Raw genomic sequence first — 18,785 nt, 5'->3', positions numbered from 1 at the left:
AAACAATATCGTATAAATTGTTTAACTACCAAATAATAGATAAAATTCGCTGATTTCCATTGATATCTTTGAAAATCTCTACTTCTTTTTCAGGATATAAATCTTGAACCATTCTTTTTAAGATATCTCCTTGTTGATAACCAATTTCAAAAACAACATGTCCACCTTGTTTCATTACAAATGGTAAATCTTCTAATATTGACTCATAAATAGCAAATCCGTTTTTCTCAGCGAATAGAGCATGATGCGGCTCATAATTTAGTACTGTTGACTCCATATCTATTATTTCGCTATGACCTATGTATGGTGGATTAGATATTAACCCATCCAATTTTATATCTTTTTCAATTAGCGGTTTTAAAGCATTTCCACGCAAAAACTGAATATTTTGGTGATAGTGACTTGCATTTTGCTTAGCTACACTTAAAGCATCTTCATACAAATCTGTTGCAATAACATTTAATTCAGGTTGCAGTAACTTAAGCGTAATTGCTATAGCACCACTTCCAGTTCCAATATCTGCTATGGTATCAGTCTTTTTACACAATTCTAAAAAATGCAGCATAACTTCCTCAGTTTCAGGCCTTGGTATAAGACAGTGTTGATTCACTTTAAATTGATAACCATAAAATGACTGAAATCCAACAATGTATTGGATAGGTTCTCCAGTGACCATCCTATCCAACGCTTTATCCAATTTGTTAATCGATGTCAAAGACATTTGTTCATCTTTATGAATTAAATAATCTGTTTTTGACCAACCAAAAACATCTAAAAACAACCATTCGGCACGAGTTGATTCAAACCCTTCATTTATAGCAATTGTCTTGGCTTCTGCAAACTTTTCTTTATAATTCACCATTGTTTAATTCTTTCAGTTTCTCAGTTTGTTCTGAAAGTGTGAGTGCCTCCACAATCTCGTCTAAATGTCCTTCCATAATTTGATTTAACTTTTGAAGCGTTAAACCAATCCGATGATCTGTCACACGACTTTGAGGATAATTATAAGTTCTTATTCTTTCAGAGCGATCGCCTGTACCAACAGCTGATTTTCTTTGAGAAGCATATTTTTGTTGTTCTTCTTGCAATTTCATATCATATAATCGAGCTTTTAAAACTTTCATTGCTTTTTCTCGGTTTTGAATTTGAGACTTTTCAGAAGAAGTTGCTATAACACCCGTCGGCAAGTGTGTAATACGTACTGCAGAGTCAGTCGTATTAACGTGCTGACCACCAGCACCACTAGAACGATAAGTATCAATTTTTAAATCTTCATTACGTATCTCAATTTCGACATCTTCAGCTTCAGGTAATACAGCAACAGTTGCAGTGGAAGTGTGAATTCGCCCTCCTGATTCTGTTTCAGGCACACGTTGGACTCTATGTGCACCATTTTCAAATTTTAATTTACTGTAAGCACCTGTACCAGATACTGAGAAACTCACTTCTTTATATCCACCATGATCACTTTCTGAAGCTTCTACTATTTCTGTTTTAAATCCGTTTGCCTCGGCGTATTTTGAATACATTCTCATTAAGTCCCCAGCAAATATTGCAGCTTCATCTCCTCCTGCAGCTGCACGAATTTCGACAATAACATCTTTATCATCATTAGGATCTTTAGGTATAAGTAAGATTTTTAATTCTTCTTCCATATCAGGTAATTCTGTTTTTAAAGCGCTACTTTCTTCTTTTAGCATTTCAACTTCTTCTTTATCAGATGTTTCACTTAACATATCCTCAATATCTTGTAATTCTTCTTTTTTGGTCTTATAACTTCTATACACATCAACAGTCTTTTGTAAGTCAGCTTGTTCTTTTGAATATTTTCTTAATTTATCAGCGTCATTCACTACATCAGGATCACTCAGTAATTCATTTAATTGTTCATATCGTTCTTCTACTATATCTAATTGATCAAACACTACATTTCCTCCTTCTCATTTTCACTAGGCGCAACTATATGATGTGCTCTACAACGTGGCTCGTAACTTTCATTTGCACCAACCAATATGATGGGATCATCTTCTTTTGCCGGTTCACCATTTATTAACCGCTGTGTACGACTCGAGGGTGAACCACAGACAGAACATACTGCTTGCAACTTTGTAATATGTTCACTAACTGCGAGCAACTTGGGCATAGGTTTAAACGGTTCTCCTCTAAAGTCCATATCTAAACCTGCTACAATAACACGATGCCCGTTTTCGGCTAATTTTTCAACTATGTTGACAATATCATCTTCAAAAAATTGCACTTCATCAATTCCGATGACGTTTACTTCTTCTAGCTTATGATTTAAAATTTCTTGAGCTGTAGATATATTAATCGCTTCTATCTCATTACCATTATGTGAGACGACCTTTTCTTTATGGTAACGATCATCAATTGCTGGTTTGAAAACAACCACCTTTTGTTTAGCGTAGATTCCACGTCTTAAGCGACGTATAAGTTCTTCAGATTTTCCACTAAACATACTTCCTGTTATGGTTTCAATCCAACCTGAATGGTACGTTTCATACATTGATAGTTCCACCTTTTTCAAAACATAATCGCTTAATTATATCATATTTTTTATGTATATAAATGTATTTTCAAAGTAAGAATCATAATTTACAAGTGTATTATGAAATTTAATAATTAAACGAATAATCTATAAAAGATTTTACACATCTCTATAAATGTTTATACTTATCGATAGATTTTATAGATATAAAGAGCTTTGATATAGCGTTGATGATTCAACGAAACTCTATAATAAAAAACTGTCTACAATACCCAAACGGGAAAGTAGACAGTTGAAATCCAAAATTAGTTGTTGTTTGATTTGAGTCCAAACTTTTTGTTGAAACGTTCCACACGACCATCCGCTGCTGCGAATTTTTGACGTCCAGTATAGAATGGATGAGAATCTGATGATACATCTAAACGAATAACTGGGTATTCATTTCCATCTTCCCATTCCATAGTTTCTGAAGATGTTTTTGTAGAACCACTTAAAAATTTAAAGTTTGTTGTTGTATCTAAAAAGATAACTTTGTGATATTCAGGATGAATTCCTTGTTTCATTTTTTTCAGCTCCTTTGCCCTGAACCATCTGGAACAGAGTTATTTGTGAGTTTTTTACCCAATACTGTGTAATTATAATAGTAATATATGGAAAACGCAACCCTTAATCTACGAGTTTAAATAATTGGTCTTCCTGTTTTAGTACTCTCTTCAGCTGCTTTTTGCAATTGCTTAAAGAATTCCTTATTATTTTTCGAACGCTTAAGTTTTCTAATAAAACGTTCTGTAAAGTCTGTTGAATCGGTAAATAAATTTCGTAATTGCCATAATGAATCTAATTCCTCTTTAGTGATTAATAGCTCTTCTTTTCGTGTTGAACTACGACCTATGTCTATCGCTGGGAATATTCTACGTTCTGATAACTTGCGATCAAGATGTAATTCCATATTACCTGTACCCTTGAACTCTTCATAAATCATATCATCCATACGAGATCCTGTCTCAACTAAAGCAGTAGCTAAAATTGTCAAACTTCCCCCAGCTTCAATGTTACGTGCTGCACCAAAAAACGCTTTAGGTTTGTGTAATGAAGCGGGATCAAGCCCGCCTGACAATGTACGTCCACTAGGAGGTATGACTAAATTATACGCTCGAGCCAAACGTGTTATGGAGTCCATAAGTATAATTACATCTTCTCCAATTTCAACTAATCGCTTTGCACGCTCTAATAATAATTCAGCAACTTTAACATGATGTTCTGGTGGTTCATCGAAAGTCGAATGAACGACTTCTGCAGATTCAACCGATCTTTCAATATCCGTCACTTCTTCTGGACGCTCACCTACTAGTAAGATAAATAAATTCGCTTCAGGTTTATTACTCGCTATTGCATTAGCGATTTCTTTTAATAAACTTGTCTTACCAGCTTTAGGTGGTGCAACTATAAGACCACGTTGACCAAGACCTATTGGTGTGACTAAATCCATAATACGAGTGGAATAATTTGTAGATTGCGTTTCTAATAGGATTCTTTCTTCAGGATAAAGAGGTGTTAAAGCTTGGAAGTGAGGACGTTTTTTGACTTCTTCTGCATTATGATCGTTCACAAAATCAACTTGAAGTAGACCATAATATTTTTCATTATCTTTTGGTTTACGAACTTTACCCGTTACTTTATCACCACGTTTTATTTCAAAACGTCGAATTTGGCTTGCAGAAATATAAATATCCTTCTCACCTTTAGAATAGTTAACGGTTCTTAAGAAACCATATCCATCTTGTTGAATATCATCTAATATTCCTTCCATATAGTAATTACCATCTTTTTCCATTTGTGCTTCCATAATGGCAAGTACCAATTCTTTTTTATTTAATTTACTGTAATTAGTTAATTTTAAAGATTTGGCTTTTTGAGTGAGCTCTTTAGTAGTATTGTTTTTATATAATTCGTGGAAAGATTCATACTGCGGAGATGTTCGTTCTCTACCAGGCATAGACTTGCACCCATTTCATTAATTATTTATTTTACGAAGTTCAAAAATAATAAACGTATAGTTAGCTTAACCAAATAATAGATGTTTATCTTGATACTTATGTGACTGTCAATAATAAAAAGTCACATTATAGCTATATTTATACGTTTATATATTTCTCAACCTTCTAATTACTAGACTAACTATAGCAAATTTTCATTTTAATTACAAAATGATTTTAGGAATTTTAACATAAAAAACAAAACACAGAACAAAATTAGTTCCGTGTTTTGTTTAATTGCAACTTTTAATTTAATTTACTAATTATTTAAAATATCCAGCTATTGATTTTACTTCTAAGAATTCTTCGATACCATAATCGCCCCATTCACGACCTAAGCCAGATTCTTTATAACCACCGAATGGTAAGTCTGGTTTTCTACCAGCTTCATTAATTTCAATTGTACCAGCTTCAATTGAACGAGCGACATGTCTCAATGTATCTTTATCTTTACCAATAACATAGCCAGCAAGACCATATTTCGTATCATTAGCAATTTCAATAGCTTCGTCAAGATTATTATAAGTGATTACAGACATAACAGGTCCGAAAATTTCTTCTTGTGCAATCGTCATGTGATTATCTACATTAATAAATATAGTTGGACGCGCAAAATAACCTTTATCTAATCCTTCTGGTTTGCCAGGACCGCCGTAGAATAACTCTGCTCCTTCATTGATACCTTTATCAATGTAATCCTGAACTTGATCGAATTGTTTTTTACTAATAATAGGACCTACTTGAGTTCCTTCTTCTCTTGGTTGACCTACTTTAACTTTACTAAATGCTTCTTTAACTGCTGTTAAGTAGTCTTCTTTAATACTTTCAGGAATAAGTACACGTGTTCCTGCAGTACAAACTTGCCCTGTATTGTTAACAACTTTTTTCGTTGTTGCATTAGCAGCTTCTTCAACATCAACGTCATCTAATACGATATAAGGTGATTTCCCACCCAATTCAAGAGACACTTTTTTGAAGTCTTTTGCAGCTTTTTCCATAATTTTTGAACCTGTAGGACCAGAACCTGTAAATGACATCATTCTTACTTTAGGATGTTCACTTAAAGGATTTCCTACTCCAGATCCATCACCATTAACTAAGTTAAACACACCTTTAGGTACGCCTGCTTTATCAAAAATTTCTGCTAAAATAATTGCAGCAAATGGTGTTTCTTCAGATGGTTTTAGAACAACAGGACTTCCAGCAGCAAACGCAGCAGCTAATTTAAGTGAAGTTTGGTTTGTAGGGAAATTCCAAGGTGTAACAAGTCCAGCAACTCCAATGGCTTCTTTAACAACCAAATCATCGCCACGTTGTTCTTCAAATTGGAAGCTATCTAAAGCATCTCTTGCAGCTGTAAAGTGATTCAATCCCATTTGATAATGAACGTTCTCGGAAACTGATAAAGGCGCTCCTAGTTCATCGGTAATTGCTTCAATTAAATCATTTTTTCTATTTTGATATTCTTTTACAATCTTATCTAAAAGTTCTCTTCTTTCATCAACAGAACTATGTCTAAATTCTAAATATACTTTATCTGCAGCATCTACAGCTTTATTAACATCTTCTTCGTTACCGTTAGCAATTTTACCCATTACTTCTTCAGTTGCAGGATTAATAACATCAATAGTTTCGCCGCTTGCACTATCAACCCATTCACCGTTTATATATTGTTTAGTGAAATTTCTCATCTTATTATATTCACTCCTTAGAAAACTTATATACATATACTATCCTATTTTTACAGATAATAAACATAACTTGCTCACAGGTTGATTTAAATAAATACTAGTTACTAAAATGCGCTTACTATAATTGAAATATGAAATTACATTTCTCAAATTTGATTTCGAATCAAAAAGAGCCTGAGACAATAATGTCCCAGACTTTCTTAACTTATAAGTAAGTCAATCACTAAATTTAAATTGCGCTTAAATCAATCTTTATTGTACTCTATTTAAACATCCTAAATTAGATTAATTCATCAGATCATTTTACAAACATTATAAGTTTGGGATTTGTTGCAGAGAAACAACGTATTTAACTTGAATTCTGATACACTCACTATTTCATATCACTCAAATATAAATGTTGTTAATTTAAAAATTGTGTTAAGAATTAAACCGTTTCCGTCCAAATATCAGCACCAAGTGCTTTAAGATGTTCAACGATGTTAGTATATCCTCTATAAATATGTTTTACATTAAATATTGTTGTCACACCTTCAGCTATTAAACCTGCAGTAATTAAGCAAGCGCCTGCGCGTAAATCACTTGCATATACTTCAGCGCCATTAAGTGTCGAAGGTTTAATTACAGCTGTTCCCTCATCCGATTTAATATTAGCACCCATACGCTGTAATTCTTCTACATGTTTAAAACGCGCTGGATAAATAGTATCAGTCACAAATGAAGGTCCTTCTGTCATGAATAATAATGGTGTAATAGGTTGTTGTAAATCAGTTGCAAAACCTGGATAAACAAGCGTTTTTATATCTACATTTTTATACGGTGCTTGTTTACGAATGATTATTTTTTCATCTTCTATTTCAATATCTACACCTAACTCTTTTAACTTAACAGTTAAAGCTTCAACATGTTTAGGGACTATATTATGTAAAATGACCTCTTCACCCATTGCTGCGGCCATACACATATAAGAACCAGCTTCAATTCTATCTGGAATAATTTGATACTCTGAACCTTTTAGTTCCTCAACACCATTAATTTTTATTGATGTTGTACCAGCTCCTCTAATATCAGCACCCATACTCATTAAAAAGTTCGCAACATCTACAACTTCAGGTTCTTTGGCTGCATTATCAATAACAGTTTGACCTTTAGCATGAACTGCCGCAAGCATAATATTAATCGTCGCTCCAACACTTACCATATCTAAAAATATATGAGCGCCTCTAAGTTCTTTTGCTACTAATTTCATGGATGTATTGCTAGATTCGTCAATTTCTGCACCTAATGCTTTGAACCCCTTAATATGTTGGTCAATAGGTCTTGGTCCGAGTGGACATCCACCCGGCAATCCAATTACACATTTTTTAAAACGACCAAGCATTGCACCCATCATATAATAAGAAGCACGTAAAGACTCAACTTTATTATTAGGTAGAGGTGCATTCTCTATTTGTGTAGTATCCACTTCTAATTGTTTACCATTTAATCTTGCTTTAATATTTAAATCTTCTAACAAACTTACTAGAGTTTCGACATCAGAGATTTGAGGAAGGCCATCCAACTTTACTTGTCCTTGAGCTAATAAAGTTGCGGGGATAATAGCAACTGCACTATTTTTTGCTCCACTAATTTCTACTTCTCCTTTTAGTGTTTGTCCACCTCTAATTTTTATTACCTCTTGAGCCATATCACTTTTCTCCTTTGTTTCCTTCTTTTTAAAATATCACATTATTAGCATTATAAGATAATTTTACTTTATTTGTAAAATACTTATTTTTACAATAAATACAATTTATTTATAGCATCATTTTGCTTTTTATAAAGATTGCTAATTACGACTAAGAATACGTCAATGAACTAATACCACTTATCTTTTCAGTTAATCATTTATTTTGTTAATTATTCGTTTGTAAGCTATTTTATTATATGAAATCTTCCCAATATTGTAACCATAAAATGTAAATTTCTGTCATTATTATAGCATAAAAAGAGGTCACTGAACTTATGTTCAATGACCAATAACAAAGATATTTAAATTATTTAGCGCGATTGGAAGTACCGAATTCTCTAATTTTACCTTTAACTGTCTCTTTAATAGCTTCACGTGCTGGTCCTAAATATTTACGTGGATCATACACATCTTTGTCGTTGTTTAATACTTCACGAACTGCTTTAGCAGACGCAATTTGATTTTCAGTATTCACGTTAATTTTAGCAGTACCATAAGGAATAGCTTTTTGAATATCTTTAGTCGGAATACCTGTACCACCGTGTAGTACTAAAGGTAATCCAGTTGAAGCACCAATTTCTTCCATCTCTTTAAATCCTAATTTAGGTTCGCCTTTATATGGTCCATGTACAGAACCTAATGCTGGTGCTAAAGTATCAATTCCAGTTTTTTCTACTAGTTCTTGACATTCTTTAGGGTCTGCATAGATAACGCCATCAGCAACTACGTCGTCTTCTTGTCCACCAACTGTACCTAATTCAGCTTCTACAGAAACGCCTCTATCGTGAGCATACTCAACTACTTTAGAAGTGATTTCAACATTTTCTTCAAAAGGACTATGAGATGCATCAATCATTACAGATGTGAATCCAGCATCAATTGCTTCTTTACATTTTTCAAAGCTTGAACCGTGGTCTAAATGAATTGCTACTGGGATTGTGATGTTTAAGTCATGCATTAAACCTTCTACCATTTTCACAACTGTATAAAAGCCACTCATATAACGAGCTGCCCCTTCAGAAACACCTAGAATAACTGGCGCATTCTCTTCTTGAGACGCTTCTAAAATAGCTTGTGTAAATTCGAGGTTATTAAGATTGTATTGACCAACCGCATAACCGTTTTCTTTCGCATCGATTAACATTTCTTTCATTGAAACTAAAGGCATGAAAGTTCCTCCTTGAGTGCATCAGTGCACGTTTTTTTCAACGTCATTATATCAAAAATATATACTGATTGCATTCGAATATTTTATTTAATATTGATATTTTTCGAATTTAATTGTTTTTACGTTTTTGGAAGCGAATACATTTCGAAAAATGTTCACATATTGCATATCTACCTAGGATTATTTACAATATTTCAGTAAAGAGATTGGAGGTTTACAATGTCAAAAATCTTAAACACACAATTAACTGGTATTTTTAATCGGCTTGAAAAACAAGAGTTAGATATTCAAATGGCAGCTCAATGCCTCATTCAAGCAATTGGTGGAGAAGGACATGTCTATATCAAAGGGTACGATGATTTAAAATTCTATGAATCATTCATATTACAAAGCCATGAAAAATTAGCGTCTAGTTTACCACTTGAAGATTTACAAAATTTTAACGATATAGATACTACAGATAGGGTACTGTTATTTTCACCATACTACACTTCGGAAGTTGAAAGTGATGTACTCCAACTTATTGATTTAGATGTCGATTTAGTGCTTATTTGTAATAACCCTAAACGAGATGATTTTCCAAATCATTTAATTCATTATGTTAATTTATCAACACCTAGGCCCATTGTTTACACAGAAGATTATGATAAAATCATTCAACCACATCCGATGGCCTTAAATTATATTTATTATGATATTTATACTCAAATGATTGAAATGACTAGAGATCTGGATTTGTAGAATATGTGTGTAGTCGTTCAATTATTTTCTATAAAATAATTTCATCTGTGTAATTAACTGATGAAGCAAGAACGTATAATAATTATAACCAAAACATTTAATGTATAATGATAAATAAAGTACACTGATAAAGTTTAATGGACAATTAAAAAATGGTCATTTCCTTTTGCTTTTAAGGAAATGACCATTTTTATTTAGCTTTATATTGTTTGTGCATCAAAACAATTATTTTTGTTGGTAATTTAACGCCGCTTCTACAAATGATTTAAATATAGGCTGTGGACGATTAGGTCTTGATAAGAATTCAGGATGGAATTGACATGCAATAAAGAAATCATTTTTAGGTATTTCTATAATTTCTACTAAACGACCATCTGGACTTGTCCCTGAAAAGACCATACCGTTACTTTCTAATTGTTCCCTAAATTCGTTATTGAATTCATATCTATGACGATGACGTTCTTCAATATCATTTTTATTATAAATTTTCTCTGCCAATGTACCTTCTTTAATGTGGCAAGGATAAAGACCAAGTCTTAGGGTTCCACCTAAATCTTCAATATCCTTTTGTTCTGGTAATAAATCTATAATTGGATAAGGTGTACTTGGATCTAATTCTGCTGAATGCGCACCTTCATAGCCTAAAACATGACGCGCAAATTCAACAGTTGCCAATTGCATACCTAAACAAATGCCAAAGAACGGTATGTTATTCTCACGGGCATAACGAATAGCTGCAATTTTACCTTCACTTGCTCTGAATCCAAATCCACCAGGAACTAAAATACCATCAACGTCGGATAAATAAGCCTCAACATTATGATCATTAACTTCACTTGAATCAATCCATTTTACCACAACATCTTTTTTAAATGGATAACCAGCATGCTTAAGTGATTCAACAACTGATAGATAAGCATCTTGTAAGCTCACATATTTACCAACTAAACCAATTGTAATTTTACCATCTAAATGATTAACGGTATCTAATAGATGTTTCCACTCATCCAGTTGCGTTTCATACTTGGCATTTAATTGTAAACGTTGAATAACAATGTCATCCATATTTTGCTTACTAAGTTGTAACGGAATTTCATAAAGAGAATCTGCATCTCTACATTCTATAACACTTTCCTTTTTGATATCACAGAATAGCGCGATTTTGTCTTTCAAATCTTGTGTCATTTCGTATTCTGTTCGTACGACTATTAAATCAGGTTGGATACCTAGGCCTCGTAATTCTTTAACACTATGCTGTGTAGGTTTTGTTTTCATTTCTCCAGCAGCTTTAATATATGGAAGCAAAGTACAATGTACATACATTACATTTTCACGACCTAAGTCGCTTCTAATTTGACGAATGGCTTCCAAGAAAGGTAAAGACTCTATATCACCTGTTGTTCCACCAATTTCAGTAATTACAACATCCGCATTAGTACTCTCACCAGCTAATAGCAATCTTTCTTTAATTTCGTTTGTAATATGAGGAATAACTTGTACAGTACCACCCAAGTAATCACCACGACGCTCTTTTTTCAACACATGTGAATATACTTTTCCGGCAGTAACATTTGAATATTTATTTAAATTAATATCTATAAAACGTTCATAATGTCCTAAGTCTAAATCAGTCTCAGCACCATCATCTGTAACGAACACTTCACCATGTTGATAAGGACTCATTGTACCTGGGTCTACATTTAAATATGGATCGAATTTTTGTATTGTAACTTTAAGTCCTCTATCTTTAAGTAATCTTCCTAGAGAAGCGGCTGTTATCCCTTTTCCTAATGATGACACAACCCCGCCTGTTACAAAAATAAACTTTGTCATTGTCTGACCTCCTGTATAATTTAGTAAACTATTTAATGATTGATAAAATCTATTAAAAACTGTGAGTAAACTATGTATTTAACAATAATAATGAAATAAATTTGGTATATTACTCAACAATTTGATTCACTTTTACATTTCATTATGAATATTAAAAATAAAAAAATCGCTCCCTCTCACAGCAATTGTAAGGGGAGCGTATCTATTTAATACACGTGTCCTAATTAAAGGAGCCCAAATAAAATATTACCACCTTTTAAATAAAAATAAAAGTCCCACTTTAATGTTTCTGTTATAAAGCGAGACATATTTTTAAATTAAAATATAGTTACTTGATTAATCATTAAAGTCTTCGGCGTCTTCAAAGGCTTCTTCTTCACCTTCAGCAATATCTTCGTCTTCGTCTTCATCAATAACGATATCTGTATCATTCATTTCAACATCATCTTCATCATTATCTGACTCGTCTAATGTTTCTTGATCATCTGTTTGAGCAGGAATATCGTCATCTTCATCAGTGTCGTCATCACCTAATAATTTAAGGTTTTGATCTTCTTCATCTTCGTCATCTAGAATATCGAATTTTTGAATTGTTGGTGCGATTTTTTCCTCAATATCATCTACAGAGTACCAGTCACGTAGACCCCAAAGATTTTCTCCTACATTTAAAAAACGACCATCTGTGTTTAAATCGGTATAGAATTGGACTATTCGATTTTCAATATCTTCATACTCATATCCACCTAAAGATTTAAATTCATCAATAATATCATATAAATTCATCGTTGTTTGTTTATCATTTAATAAAGTATAGGCCATGTCGATAAATGATTTCTCATCAATCATTTCTTTTGTGTAATCTTGAATTTTCATATAAAAATACTTCCTTTCAAAGGATTTTCTTTAAATTAACGTCAAATAATCATTTATTAATAGTAACAAAAATAAATTATAAATGACAAGTTGTGATTTAGCAATCACTGTTAATAATTAATATATTTTTCAAAACGTGTATAATCCTCAGTTTCCTCTATTGCTACAAAATTACTATTCAAGCACAATGGTTTTAACTCATTACGTTCGCCATATAAAGTAATTGATAAAACTTCAATGTTTTCAAAATGTTTACGTATATACGTTGCTAATTGACGTAAAGCACTTTCTGCAATTCCTTCATTTCTATTTTGCTTATTAACCTCGATTGCAGAAATATTCATTTTATTATCATTTTGTTCTAGTGCAATAAACCCTACCTTTACATCATCTTTAAGCAAATTAATCACATGAATATCATCACTATATGCTGACTCCCCCTCTTTTAACCTTAAAGAAGACACATGTTTTGAATCTAAATCTAAATAATAGAGTCTTTCTTTCCCGATAGGTCCTTCTTCTTTTGTAGCTGTATGCATAAAACCTGCACGTTCATAAACGTTCCAAGCGCTTTGATTTTCAGCGTCTACTACTAAGTATAAATGTGTAAAATCAGGAAATAATGCTTGAACATACTCTGGTAAAAACATCATCATTTTTGTCCCATATCCATGGCCTTGAAACTTTTCATTAACTGACAATGAACGTACATAAACAACATTGTTTGGTGTATCATAACCTTCATGTTGATAATAACGATGCAATACGAAGAACCCTACTACTTTTCCTTCTTTATTTAAAGCTACATTGGCAACTCGATTTTCATCTTTTAATGCATCATCTAAAACAGTTTGAGGTAATGAAGAATATATTTGTTGTCGTTCACTTAATTCAAATTGGTTAAGTGCATTTCTATATTTTTCTTCATATACTTGAACTGTAATATCATCAAAATCCCTTTTTATAAACATTGCTTTACCCCTATCTATTAATTACCATTTATATTATATATGAATTAAATAATTATGACTATCGGACTCGTTATGTATAACATTTTCTCTTGCTCAACATCATTTTACCCTAATTCAACTCATTACAACCTCATTTTATTAATATGTATGTCATCACTATAATGACTACCCTATATTTATTATTAACTTTATTATTAAAATAAGTGTATCTTAATAAGAGCTTTCTATAAATATTCACTTGTTTTTCAGTTAATTTACTATACTATAATGAGTGACAATAATTGTTATGGAGTGATAGACATATGAAGATTGGAATTGATGCTGGAGGCACTTTAATTAAAATTGTACAAGAGCATGACAATCGCAGATATTACAGAACTGAATTAACAACTAACATCCAAAAAGTCATAGATTGGCTTAACAATGAAGAAATTGAAACATTAAAGCTTACAGGTGGAAATGCTGGAGTAATAGCAGATCAAATTCATCAATCACCTGAAATATTTGTAGAGTTCGATGCATCATCAAAAGGTTTAGAAATTTTATTGGATGAACAAGGTCATCAAATTGAACATTACATTTTTGCTAATGTAGGAACAGGTACTTCTTTCCACTATTTTGACGGAAAAGAGCAACAACGTGTTGGAGGTGTAGGTACCGGAGGTGGGATGATACAAGGTTTAGGCTATTTATTGTCCAATATAACAGATTATAAAGAATTAACGAATTTAGCTCAAAATGGTGATCGTGATGCCATTGATTTAAAAGTAAAACATATTTATAAAGATACTGAACCACCAATTCCTGGAGATTTAACAGCAGCAAATTTTGGAAATGTATTACATCACTTAGATAATCAGTTTACTTCAGCTAACAAACTTGCCTCTGCAATTGGTGTCGTTGGTGAAGTTATAACAACTATGGCTATTACTTTAGCACGTGAATATAAGACTAAGCACGTTGTATATATCGGTTCATCATTTAATAACAATCAATTACTACGTGAAGTTGTTGAGAATTACACTGTTCTAAGAGGATTTAAACCATACTATATTGAGAATGGTGCTTTTTCAGGCGCTTTAGGAGCACTTTACCTCTAATAGGAAGATGAGTGGAAGCAAATTGGTATTGATTGTTACTTACCTTACCATCTAACTTACTTTATACGTTGAATTTTCTCAGTGTTAGCTTCAAACATCATTTTACTATCAAATTTATAATATTCGTTTATAAAAAATCACCCCAAAAGTTAAACTAAAATCTAACTTTTGGGGTGTAAATACTATAAACACATGTTGCAGACTTTTTCTAATATAATCAATTAAAATGTTGCTTCATTTGACAATTTTTGCGCTGATACAACAGTACCTACAACACCTGATTTCAAATCAATCGCTACTGCTTTATTATCATCGCGTAACTTGTCTAACCATTCACTAAAGACTTTACCTTCAATTTCAATTAAATCACATTCTTCAAAATCTTGATCACGTACTTTACGCGCTCTACTCTTAATACTCCAAACAGGCATGATGTGAGGTTTATTATGGTCATCATCTGAAATCATAATAAAATTCTTTTCACCTTTGTTTGTCAATCCGTATACTTCGTCATATTTTGCGACATCTTTAACAAACTCTCTCATTCTTATATCATCTAATTCAGACATTAACTCATCAGTCATTTTAACTATATCTACAATGTTTCCTTCTTCACCATTATTCACATTAACTAAAACTTTGTCACCAGGATCAAAGATTTCATCCATTTCATATGTTACAAAACGGTCAATATCTGCTCTAATGATTTTGTCGTATTCGATTGAATGATGTAACAAATAAGACTCAGCAACATTTTCGTCTGTCCACATAGCAATAAATGGCAAATTCTCATGTTGTATTCTAATTAATTTTTTATTTTTTGAAGCAAAATAAATATATTCATTAATCAAAATATCTTTAAAAAATGCTTCATATTTGTATGACATACTTAACCCTCAATTCATAAGTTATTCATAGTGTTTCTTACTTTAAATCTTAAAATACTAACGATTGATAGTCAATAATGTTAAAATTCAAATCTTATTTGTAAACTGGGACATGATTGATTATTCTAACTTCTTTATCAAACACTACTTAATATCCTTAAAGAATCATACACTTATAATCCAGCTTCCAATATAAATTGTTGTTCATATCGATTAATTAATTCTTTATTTTCTCCATGCCAAATGCAGCCAAATCTAGAATTAACTTGATTCTTTCCATACCAATCTCCATCGTAATAGGAAAGTGGATAAAGTACACCTAATTCTACGTATTTTAAAATAGCATTATAGAATTTTGTATTATCTTCATTAGAAAAGTAACTGTAAAATTTATGATATCCATGAGTTAAATCTTTTGCTAAAAGTAGCATACTCGTTGATCCGTTTTGCCTAAAATTTAAATCAATCGCATAAACATCATTTTTATCATCTACTAGTAAGTCAAAACCTGCTACACCAAAAAAACCTTTGCTTACGCCTATTTCCATAATCTCTCTACCAGCGTCTATTACATTCTGAGGCACATCATTAACATTTTCATTTCCGTTGTAAAATCCATAGTCATTAGTTAACTGTTGCGCTGTTCCTAAGTATTTGATACCAATATCATCTGAATAAGCAAATTGTACACAATAGTTATTCACTGCATTAATTTTTTGTTCAATGATTAAATGTTCAGTCTCTGCTGATGCATTGTTGATGCGTGTGATAGCTTTATCTAAATCTGTATCATTATAACAAATCATAACACCATATCCTCCTGCTGTAGGTAAATCATCGCCTGGTTTTATGACAAATGGATACGACCATGTTTGAATACGAGATTCAAAATCTTTAATTGAGACAATTTCTCTTTGTGGTAGATATTTGTTATTAGTCCATTCCGGAATTCGTGCTTTATTATTAAGAGCAACAAAAACATCTTTATCAAGTGCATAATATTCTTTAGGTAGAATATCTTCATCATGAATATATTGAAAGTAGATTTTTTTACCGTGATGAAGAGCTAAATTCCTTATCAAGCTTTCATATGTTTCTTGATTATTAAATTTATAAGTATGTGGTGGAATTTCCCTACCCACTATATTAAAAAGTTGTTCTAATTTGTTTGTAACACTTGCCTCATGAACAATGACAGGAAAACGATTAGCTATAAGTAATTCTCTTCCAGTTAAGAAATTTGATTGATGTTCATCTGGTTTCAACCATGGATTCGACACATATGAAGGTCGAGATGTGTAAACAATGTCATCATTATACAAATCACTAAGTGTGAGAAACGGACCATTTACTTTATTATTCATTACTTAACATGCCCCTTTATATGCGTATGCTCTTCAATTATTTCGTCTAACAACGGTTTATTTTCGATTAATTCTAGTCCCATTAATGCTAAAATTTTTGCACCTCGAATTAGTGCCTGATCACCTTGTAAACTTGCAGCCGCTTCTCTAAAGCGGTGGGTATGTCCTACAAGATTTCGAGAACCAATTTTAATATGTGGATGGATTGTTGGTACAACATGACTTACATTACCTGTATCTGTAGATCCATAACCAAAATCATCATCAATCACTTCTTCTCCTAATTCAGTTGCATATTTTTCAAATAAATCATCAAGTTTAGGCGCTTTAATAAATTCGTTTACACCATTCTGGATAGGACCAAATTCAAAATCACACCCAGTTTGAATCGCAGCACCTCTTGCAATTTGGTTTACTTTTTCAGTTAAAACATCAAGTTCTCTCCGCGAAGTAGCTCGAGTATAAAATCTCGCATGTGTAAAATCAGGTATAATATTAGCCGCTTTACCACCGTCTAAAATAACCCCGTGAACTCGTTGTCCTTTTTTAATGTGTTGCCTTAACTGTGCTATACCATTAAAATATGAAATCATTGCATCTAAAGCGTTTAATGCTTCATCTGCATTTTCAGATGCATGCGCACTACGTCCATAGAATTTAATATCTAGAACATCTACAGCTAAAGTATTAATTGTACGATAGGTTTCATTTCCAGGATGAATCATCAATGCCACATCAATTTCATCAATGACACCTGCTTTAACATAAGAAGCTTTTGCGGAGCCATTTTCCCCACCTTCTTCAGCAGGACATCCCAAAACGACTACTTTACCACCAATTTCATCGACGACTTCTTTTAGTGCTACTGCAGCAAGTACGCTAGCAGTACCAATAATATTATGCCCGCACGCGTGACCAAGACCAGGTAAAGCATCGTATTCAGCTAGAAATCCTATAACCGGTCCAGTCATATCAGAATCATACGTTGCTATAAATCCTGTTGCATGTCCTGCAATATCCGTTTCGATTTCGAATCGATTTGCTCTTAATTGGTCAATTAACGTTCTCGATGCAAAAATTTCTTCATTGCCTAATTCAGGGCGTTCATGAATACGATGACTTATTTCAACATAATCATATTTATTATTCTCTATAAAATCTAATATCTTTTGTTTATTATGCATTGTATCTAACTCCCTTTGAAACTTTGCGTATCAATCATTCTTTTTTAATTATTACTTATTTTATCGGATTTAATATTGGTTGTCATTAATTTTTACACAATTTTCTTACAATTTAAAAGATAACAGTCTATTAGTTTAGAAAAATTGTAAATGTATATGAGTATTGTTACAATCTATTTATTGAATTAAACAAAAATTGCTATATAGCAATAAGGAGGATAAATGCATGACTAAAATGAATGTAGAAAGCTTTAATTTAGACCATACTAAGGTTGTTGCACCTTTTATTCGTCTAGCCGGTACTATGGAGGGTCTTAATGGTGATGTCATACACAAATATGACATTCGTTTCAAACAGCCTAATAAGGAACATATGGATATGCCTGGTCTACATTCCTTAGAGCATTTAATGGCAGAAAACATTAGAAATCATACTGATAAAGTAGTAGATTTAAGTCCTATGGGTTGTCAAACTGGATTCTATGTTTCATTTATTAATCATGACGACTACGATGACGTATTAAATATTATAGATCAAACATTGCATGATGTGTTAAATGCTAGCGAAGTTCCAGCTTGTAATGAGGTTCAATGTGGTTGGGCTGCAAGTCATTCTTTAGAAGGTGCTAAAACAATTGCTCAAGCATTCTTAGATAAAAGAGAGCAATGGAACGACATCTATGGAGAAGGTAAATAGTTAAC

At 32.4% G+C, this 18,785-nt stretch carries 17 protein-coding genes; 3 read left to right on the top strand and 14 right to left on the bottom strand.

Annotated features, from left to right (window positions below; genetic code table 11):
- Positions 1-25: 25 nt before the first annotated feature.
- From prmC to fdaB, 8 genes are all read right to left on the bottom strand, one after another.
- On the bottom strand, positions 26-862 hold the full coding sequence (gene prmC / locus HMPREF3241_RS10770) for a peptide chain release factor N(5)-glutamine methyltransferase (RefSeq protein ID WP_002496988.1): 837 nt from the start codon (positions 860-862) through the stop codon (positions 26-28).
- A complete protein-coding gene (prfA, locus tag HMPREF3241_RS10765) occupies positions 849-1,925 on the bottom strand; it encodes a peptide chain release factor 1 (protein WP_002447797.1) in 1,077 nt (358 codons plus the stop codon). The genes prmC and prfA overlap by 14 nt, the downstream gene beginning before the upstream one ends.
- Positions 1,925-2,524, bottom strand: coding sequence for a thymidine kinase (locus tag HMPREF3241_RS10760; protein ID WP_002447798.1), 600 nt, complete (start codon positions 2,522-2,524; stop codon positions 1,925-1,927). The genes prfA and HMPREF3241_RS10760 overlap by 1 nt, the downstream gene beginning before the upstream one ends.
- A 287-nt stretch (positions 2,525-2,811) precedes the next feature.
- Positions 2,812-3,069, bottom strand: coding sequence for a type B 50S ribosomal protein L31 (locus tag HMPREF3241_RS10755; RefSeq protein ID WP_001829959.1), 258 nt, complete (start codon positions 3,067-3,069; stop codon positions 2,812-2,814).
- Positions 3,070-3,185: 116 nt separating this feature from the next.
- Positions 3,186-4,502, bottom strand: coding sequence for a transcription termination factor Rho (rho, locus tag HMPREF3241_RS10750; protein ID WP_002458717.1), 1,317 nt, complete (start codon positions 4,500-4,502; stop codon positions 3,186-3,188).
- Between the two features lie 303 nt (positions 4,503-4,805).
- Positions 4,806-6,233: an aldehyde dehydrogenase family protein gene (locus HMPREF3241_RS10745; protein ID WP_002475465.1), complete on the bottom strand. Its 1,428-nt coding sequence runs from the start codon at positions 6,231-6,233 to the stop codon at positions 4,806-4,808.
- 427 nt (positions 6,234-6,660) lie between these two features.
- Complete coding sequence (locus HMPREF3241_RS10740) at positions 6,661-7,920, bottom strand: UDP-N-acetylglucosamine 1-carboxyvinyltransferase (RefSeq protein ID WP_002490695.1); 1,260 nt, start codon at positions 7,918-7,920, stop codon at positions 6,661-6,663.
- A gap of 349 nt (positions 7,921-8,269) precedes the next feature.
- On the bottom strand, positions 8,270-9,130 hold the full coding sequence (gene fdaB, locus HMPREF3241_RS10735; RefSeq protein WP_001829938.1) for a class IIb fructose-bisphosphate aldolase FdaB: 861 nt from the start codon (positions 9,128-9,130) through the stop codon (positions 8,270-8,272).
- Between the two features lie 219 nt (positions 9,131-9,349).
- Between fdaB and HMPREF3241_RS10730 the strand changes: the two genes are divergently transcribed.
- Positions 9,350-9,871 carry a DUF2529 domain-containing protein gene (locus HMPREF3241_RS10730; RefSeq protein WP_001829945.1) on the top strand — a complete coding sequence of 174 codons (522 nt, stop codon included), beginning with the start codon at positions 9,350-9,352 and terminating at the stop codon, positions 9,869-9,871.
- A 225-nt stretch (positions 9,872-10,096) separates the two neighbouring features.
- On the opposite strand, the gene HMPREF3241_RS10725 is transcribed toward HMPREF3241_RS10730, so the two are convergent.
- From HMPREF3241_RS10725 to HMPREF3241_RS10715, 3 genes are all read right to left on the bottom strand, one after another.
- A complete protein-coding gene (locus HMPREF3241_RS10725) occupies positions 10,097-11,704 on the bottom strand; it encodes a CTP synthase (protein WP_002458721.1) in 1,608 nt (535 codons plus the stop codon).
- A gap of 336 nt (positions 11,705-12,040) precedes the next feature.
- Positions 12,041-12,577 carry a DNA-directed RNA polymerase subunit delta gene (rpoE, locus tag HMPREF3241_RS10720; RefSeq protein WP_049396748.1) on the bottom strand — a complete coding sequence of 179 codons (537 nt, stop codon included), beginning with the start codon at positions 12,575-12,577 and terminating at the stop codon, positions 12,041-12,043.
- 110 nt (positions 12,578-12,687) lie between these two features.
- Positions 12,688-13,548, bottom strand: coding sequence for a GNAT family N-acetyltransferase (locus HMPREF3241_RS10715; RefSeq protein ID WP_070853664.1), 861 nt, complete (start codon positions 13,546-13,548; stop codon positions 12,688-12,690).
- Between the two features lie 302 nt (positions 13,549-13,850).
- Between HMPREF3241_RS10715 and coaW the strand changes: the two genes are divergently transcribed.
- A complete protein-coding gene (gene coaW / locus HMPREF3241_RS10710; RefSeq protein WP_002458722.1) occupies positions 13,851-14,648 on the top strand; it encodes a type II pantothenate kinase in 798 nt (265 codons plus the stop codon).
- A gap of 221 nt (positions 14,649-14,869) precedes the next feature.
- Here the strand turns inward: coaW and HMPREF3241_RS10705 are convergent, their stop codons facing one another.
- The 3 genes from HMPREF3241_RS10705 to HMPREF3241_RS10695 all read right to left on the bottom strand — a co-directional run bounded on the left by HMPREF3241_RS10705 (position 14,870) and on the right by HMPREF3241_RS10695 (position 18,083).
- The gene (locus tag HMPREF3241_RS10705) at positions 14,870-15,535 is read right to left on the bottom strand and encodes a DUF2750 domain-containing protein (protein ID WP_002447806.1); all 666 of its coding nucleotides are present in this window, start codon (positions 15,533-15,535) and stop codon (positions 14,870-14,872) included.
- 173 nt (positions 15,536-15,708) lie between these two features.
- Positions 15,709-16,899 (bottom strand): L-aspartate--L-methionine ligase LdmS, encoded by a 1,191-nt coding sequence (locus HMPREF3241_RS10700; protein WP_070853663.1) that lies wholly within the window; start codon positions 16,897-16,899, stop codon positions 15,709-15,711.
- Positions 16,899-18,083, bottom strand: coding sequence for a M20 family metallopeptidase (locus tag HMPREF3241_RS10695; protein ID WP_001829962.1), 1,185 nt, complete (start codon positions 18,081-18,083; stop codon positions 16,899-16,901). Before HMPREF3241_RS10695 ends, HMPREF3241_RS10700 begins: the two co-directional genes overlap by 1 nt.
- 226 nt (positions 18,084-18,309) lie before the next feature.
- On the opposite strand from HMPREF3241_RS10695, the gene HMPREF3241_RS10690 reads away from it, so the two are divergent.
- A complete protein-coding gene (locus HMPREF3241_RS10690; protein WP_001829929.1) occupies positions 18,310-18,780 on the top strand; it encodes an S-ribosylhomocysteine lyase in 471 nt (156 codons plus the stop codon).
- The last annotated feature ends 5 nt before the right edge of the window (positions 18,781-18,785 follow it).

Source organism: Staphylococcus sp. HMSC34G04, assembly GCF_001838765.1.
Taxonomy (GTDB): domain Bacteria; phylum Bacillota; class Bacilli; order Staphylococcales; family Staphylococcaceae; genus Staphylococcus; species Staphylococcus epidermidis.
This window is presented reverse-complemented; position numbering and strand designations above follow the sequence as displayed.

What these genes read in the sequence shown, in the direction of transcription:
- prmC (WP_002496988.1), bottom strand. Translation starts at nt 862, where the DNA reads ATGGTGAATTATAAAGAAAAGTTTGCAGAAGCCAAGACAATTGCTATA.
- HMPREF3241_RS10760 (WP_002447798.1), bottom strand. Translation starts at nt 2,524, where the DNA reads ATGTATGAAACGTACCATTCAGGTTGGATTGAAACCATAACAGGAAGT.
- HMPREF3241_RS10755 (WP_001829959.1), bottom strand. Translation starts at nt 3,069, where the DNA reads ATGAAACAAGGAATTCATCCTGAATATCACAAAGTTATCTTTTTAGAT.
- rho (WP_002458717.1), bottom strand. Translation starts at nt 4,502, where the DNA reads ATGCCTGGTAGAGAACGAACATCTCCGCAGTATGAATCTTTCCACGAA.
- HMPREF3241_RS10745 (WP_002475465.1), bottom strand. Translation starts at nt 6,233, where the DNA reads ATGAGAAATTTCACTAAACAATATATAAACGGTGAATGGGTTGATAGT.
- HMPREF3241_RS10740 (WP_002490695.1), bottom strand. Translation starts at nt 7,920, where the DNA reads ATGGCTCAAGAGGTAATAAAAATTAGAGGTGGACAAACACTAAAAGGA.
- fdaB (WP_001829938.1), bottom strand. Translation starts at nt 9,130, where the DNA reads ATGCCTTTAGTTTCAATGAAAGAAATGTTAATCGATGCGAAAGAAAAC.
- HMPREF3241_RS10730 (WP_001829945.1), top strand. Translation starts at nt 9,350, where the DNA reads ATGTCAAAAATCTTAAACACACAATTAACTGGTATTTTTAATCGGCTT.
- HMPREF3241_RS10725 (WP_002458721.1), bottom strand. Translation starts at nt 11,704, where the DNA reads ATGACAAAGTTTATTTTTGTAACAGGCGGGGTTGTGTCATCATTAGGA.
- rpoE (WP_049396748.1), bottom strand. Translation starts at nt 12,577, where the DNA reads ATGAAAATTCAAGATTACACAAAAGAAATGATTGATGAGAAATCATTT.
- HMPREF3241_RS10715 (WP_070853664.1), bottom strand. Translation starts at nt 13,548, where the DNA reads ATGTTTATAAAAAGGGATTTTGATGATATTACAGTTCAAGTATATGAA.
- coaW (WP_002458722.1), top strand. Translation starts at nt 13,851, where the DNA reads ATGAAGATTGGAATTGATGCTGGAGGCACTTTAATTAAAATTGTACAA.
- HMPREF3241_RS10705 (WP_002447806.1), bottom strand. Translation starts at nt 15,535, where the DNA reads ATGTCATACAAATATGAAGCATTTTTTAAAGATATTTTGATTAATGAA.
- HMPREF3241_RS10700 (WP_070853663.1), bottom strand. Translation starts at nt 16,899, where the DNA reads ATGAATAATAAAGTAAATGGTCCGTTTCTCACACTTAGTGATTTGTAT.
- HMPREF3241_RS10695 (WP_001829962.1), bottom strand. Translation starts at nt 18,083, where the DNA reads ATGCATAATAAACAAAAGATATTAGATTTTATAGAGAATAATAAATAT.
- HMPREF3241_RS10690 (WP_001829929.1), top strand. Translation starts at nt 18,310, where the DNA reads ATGACTAAAATGAATGTAGAAAGCTTTAATTTAGACCATACTAAGGTT.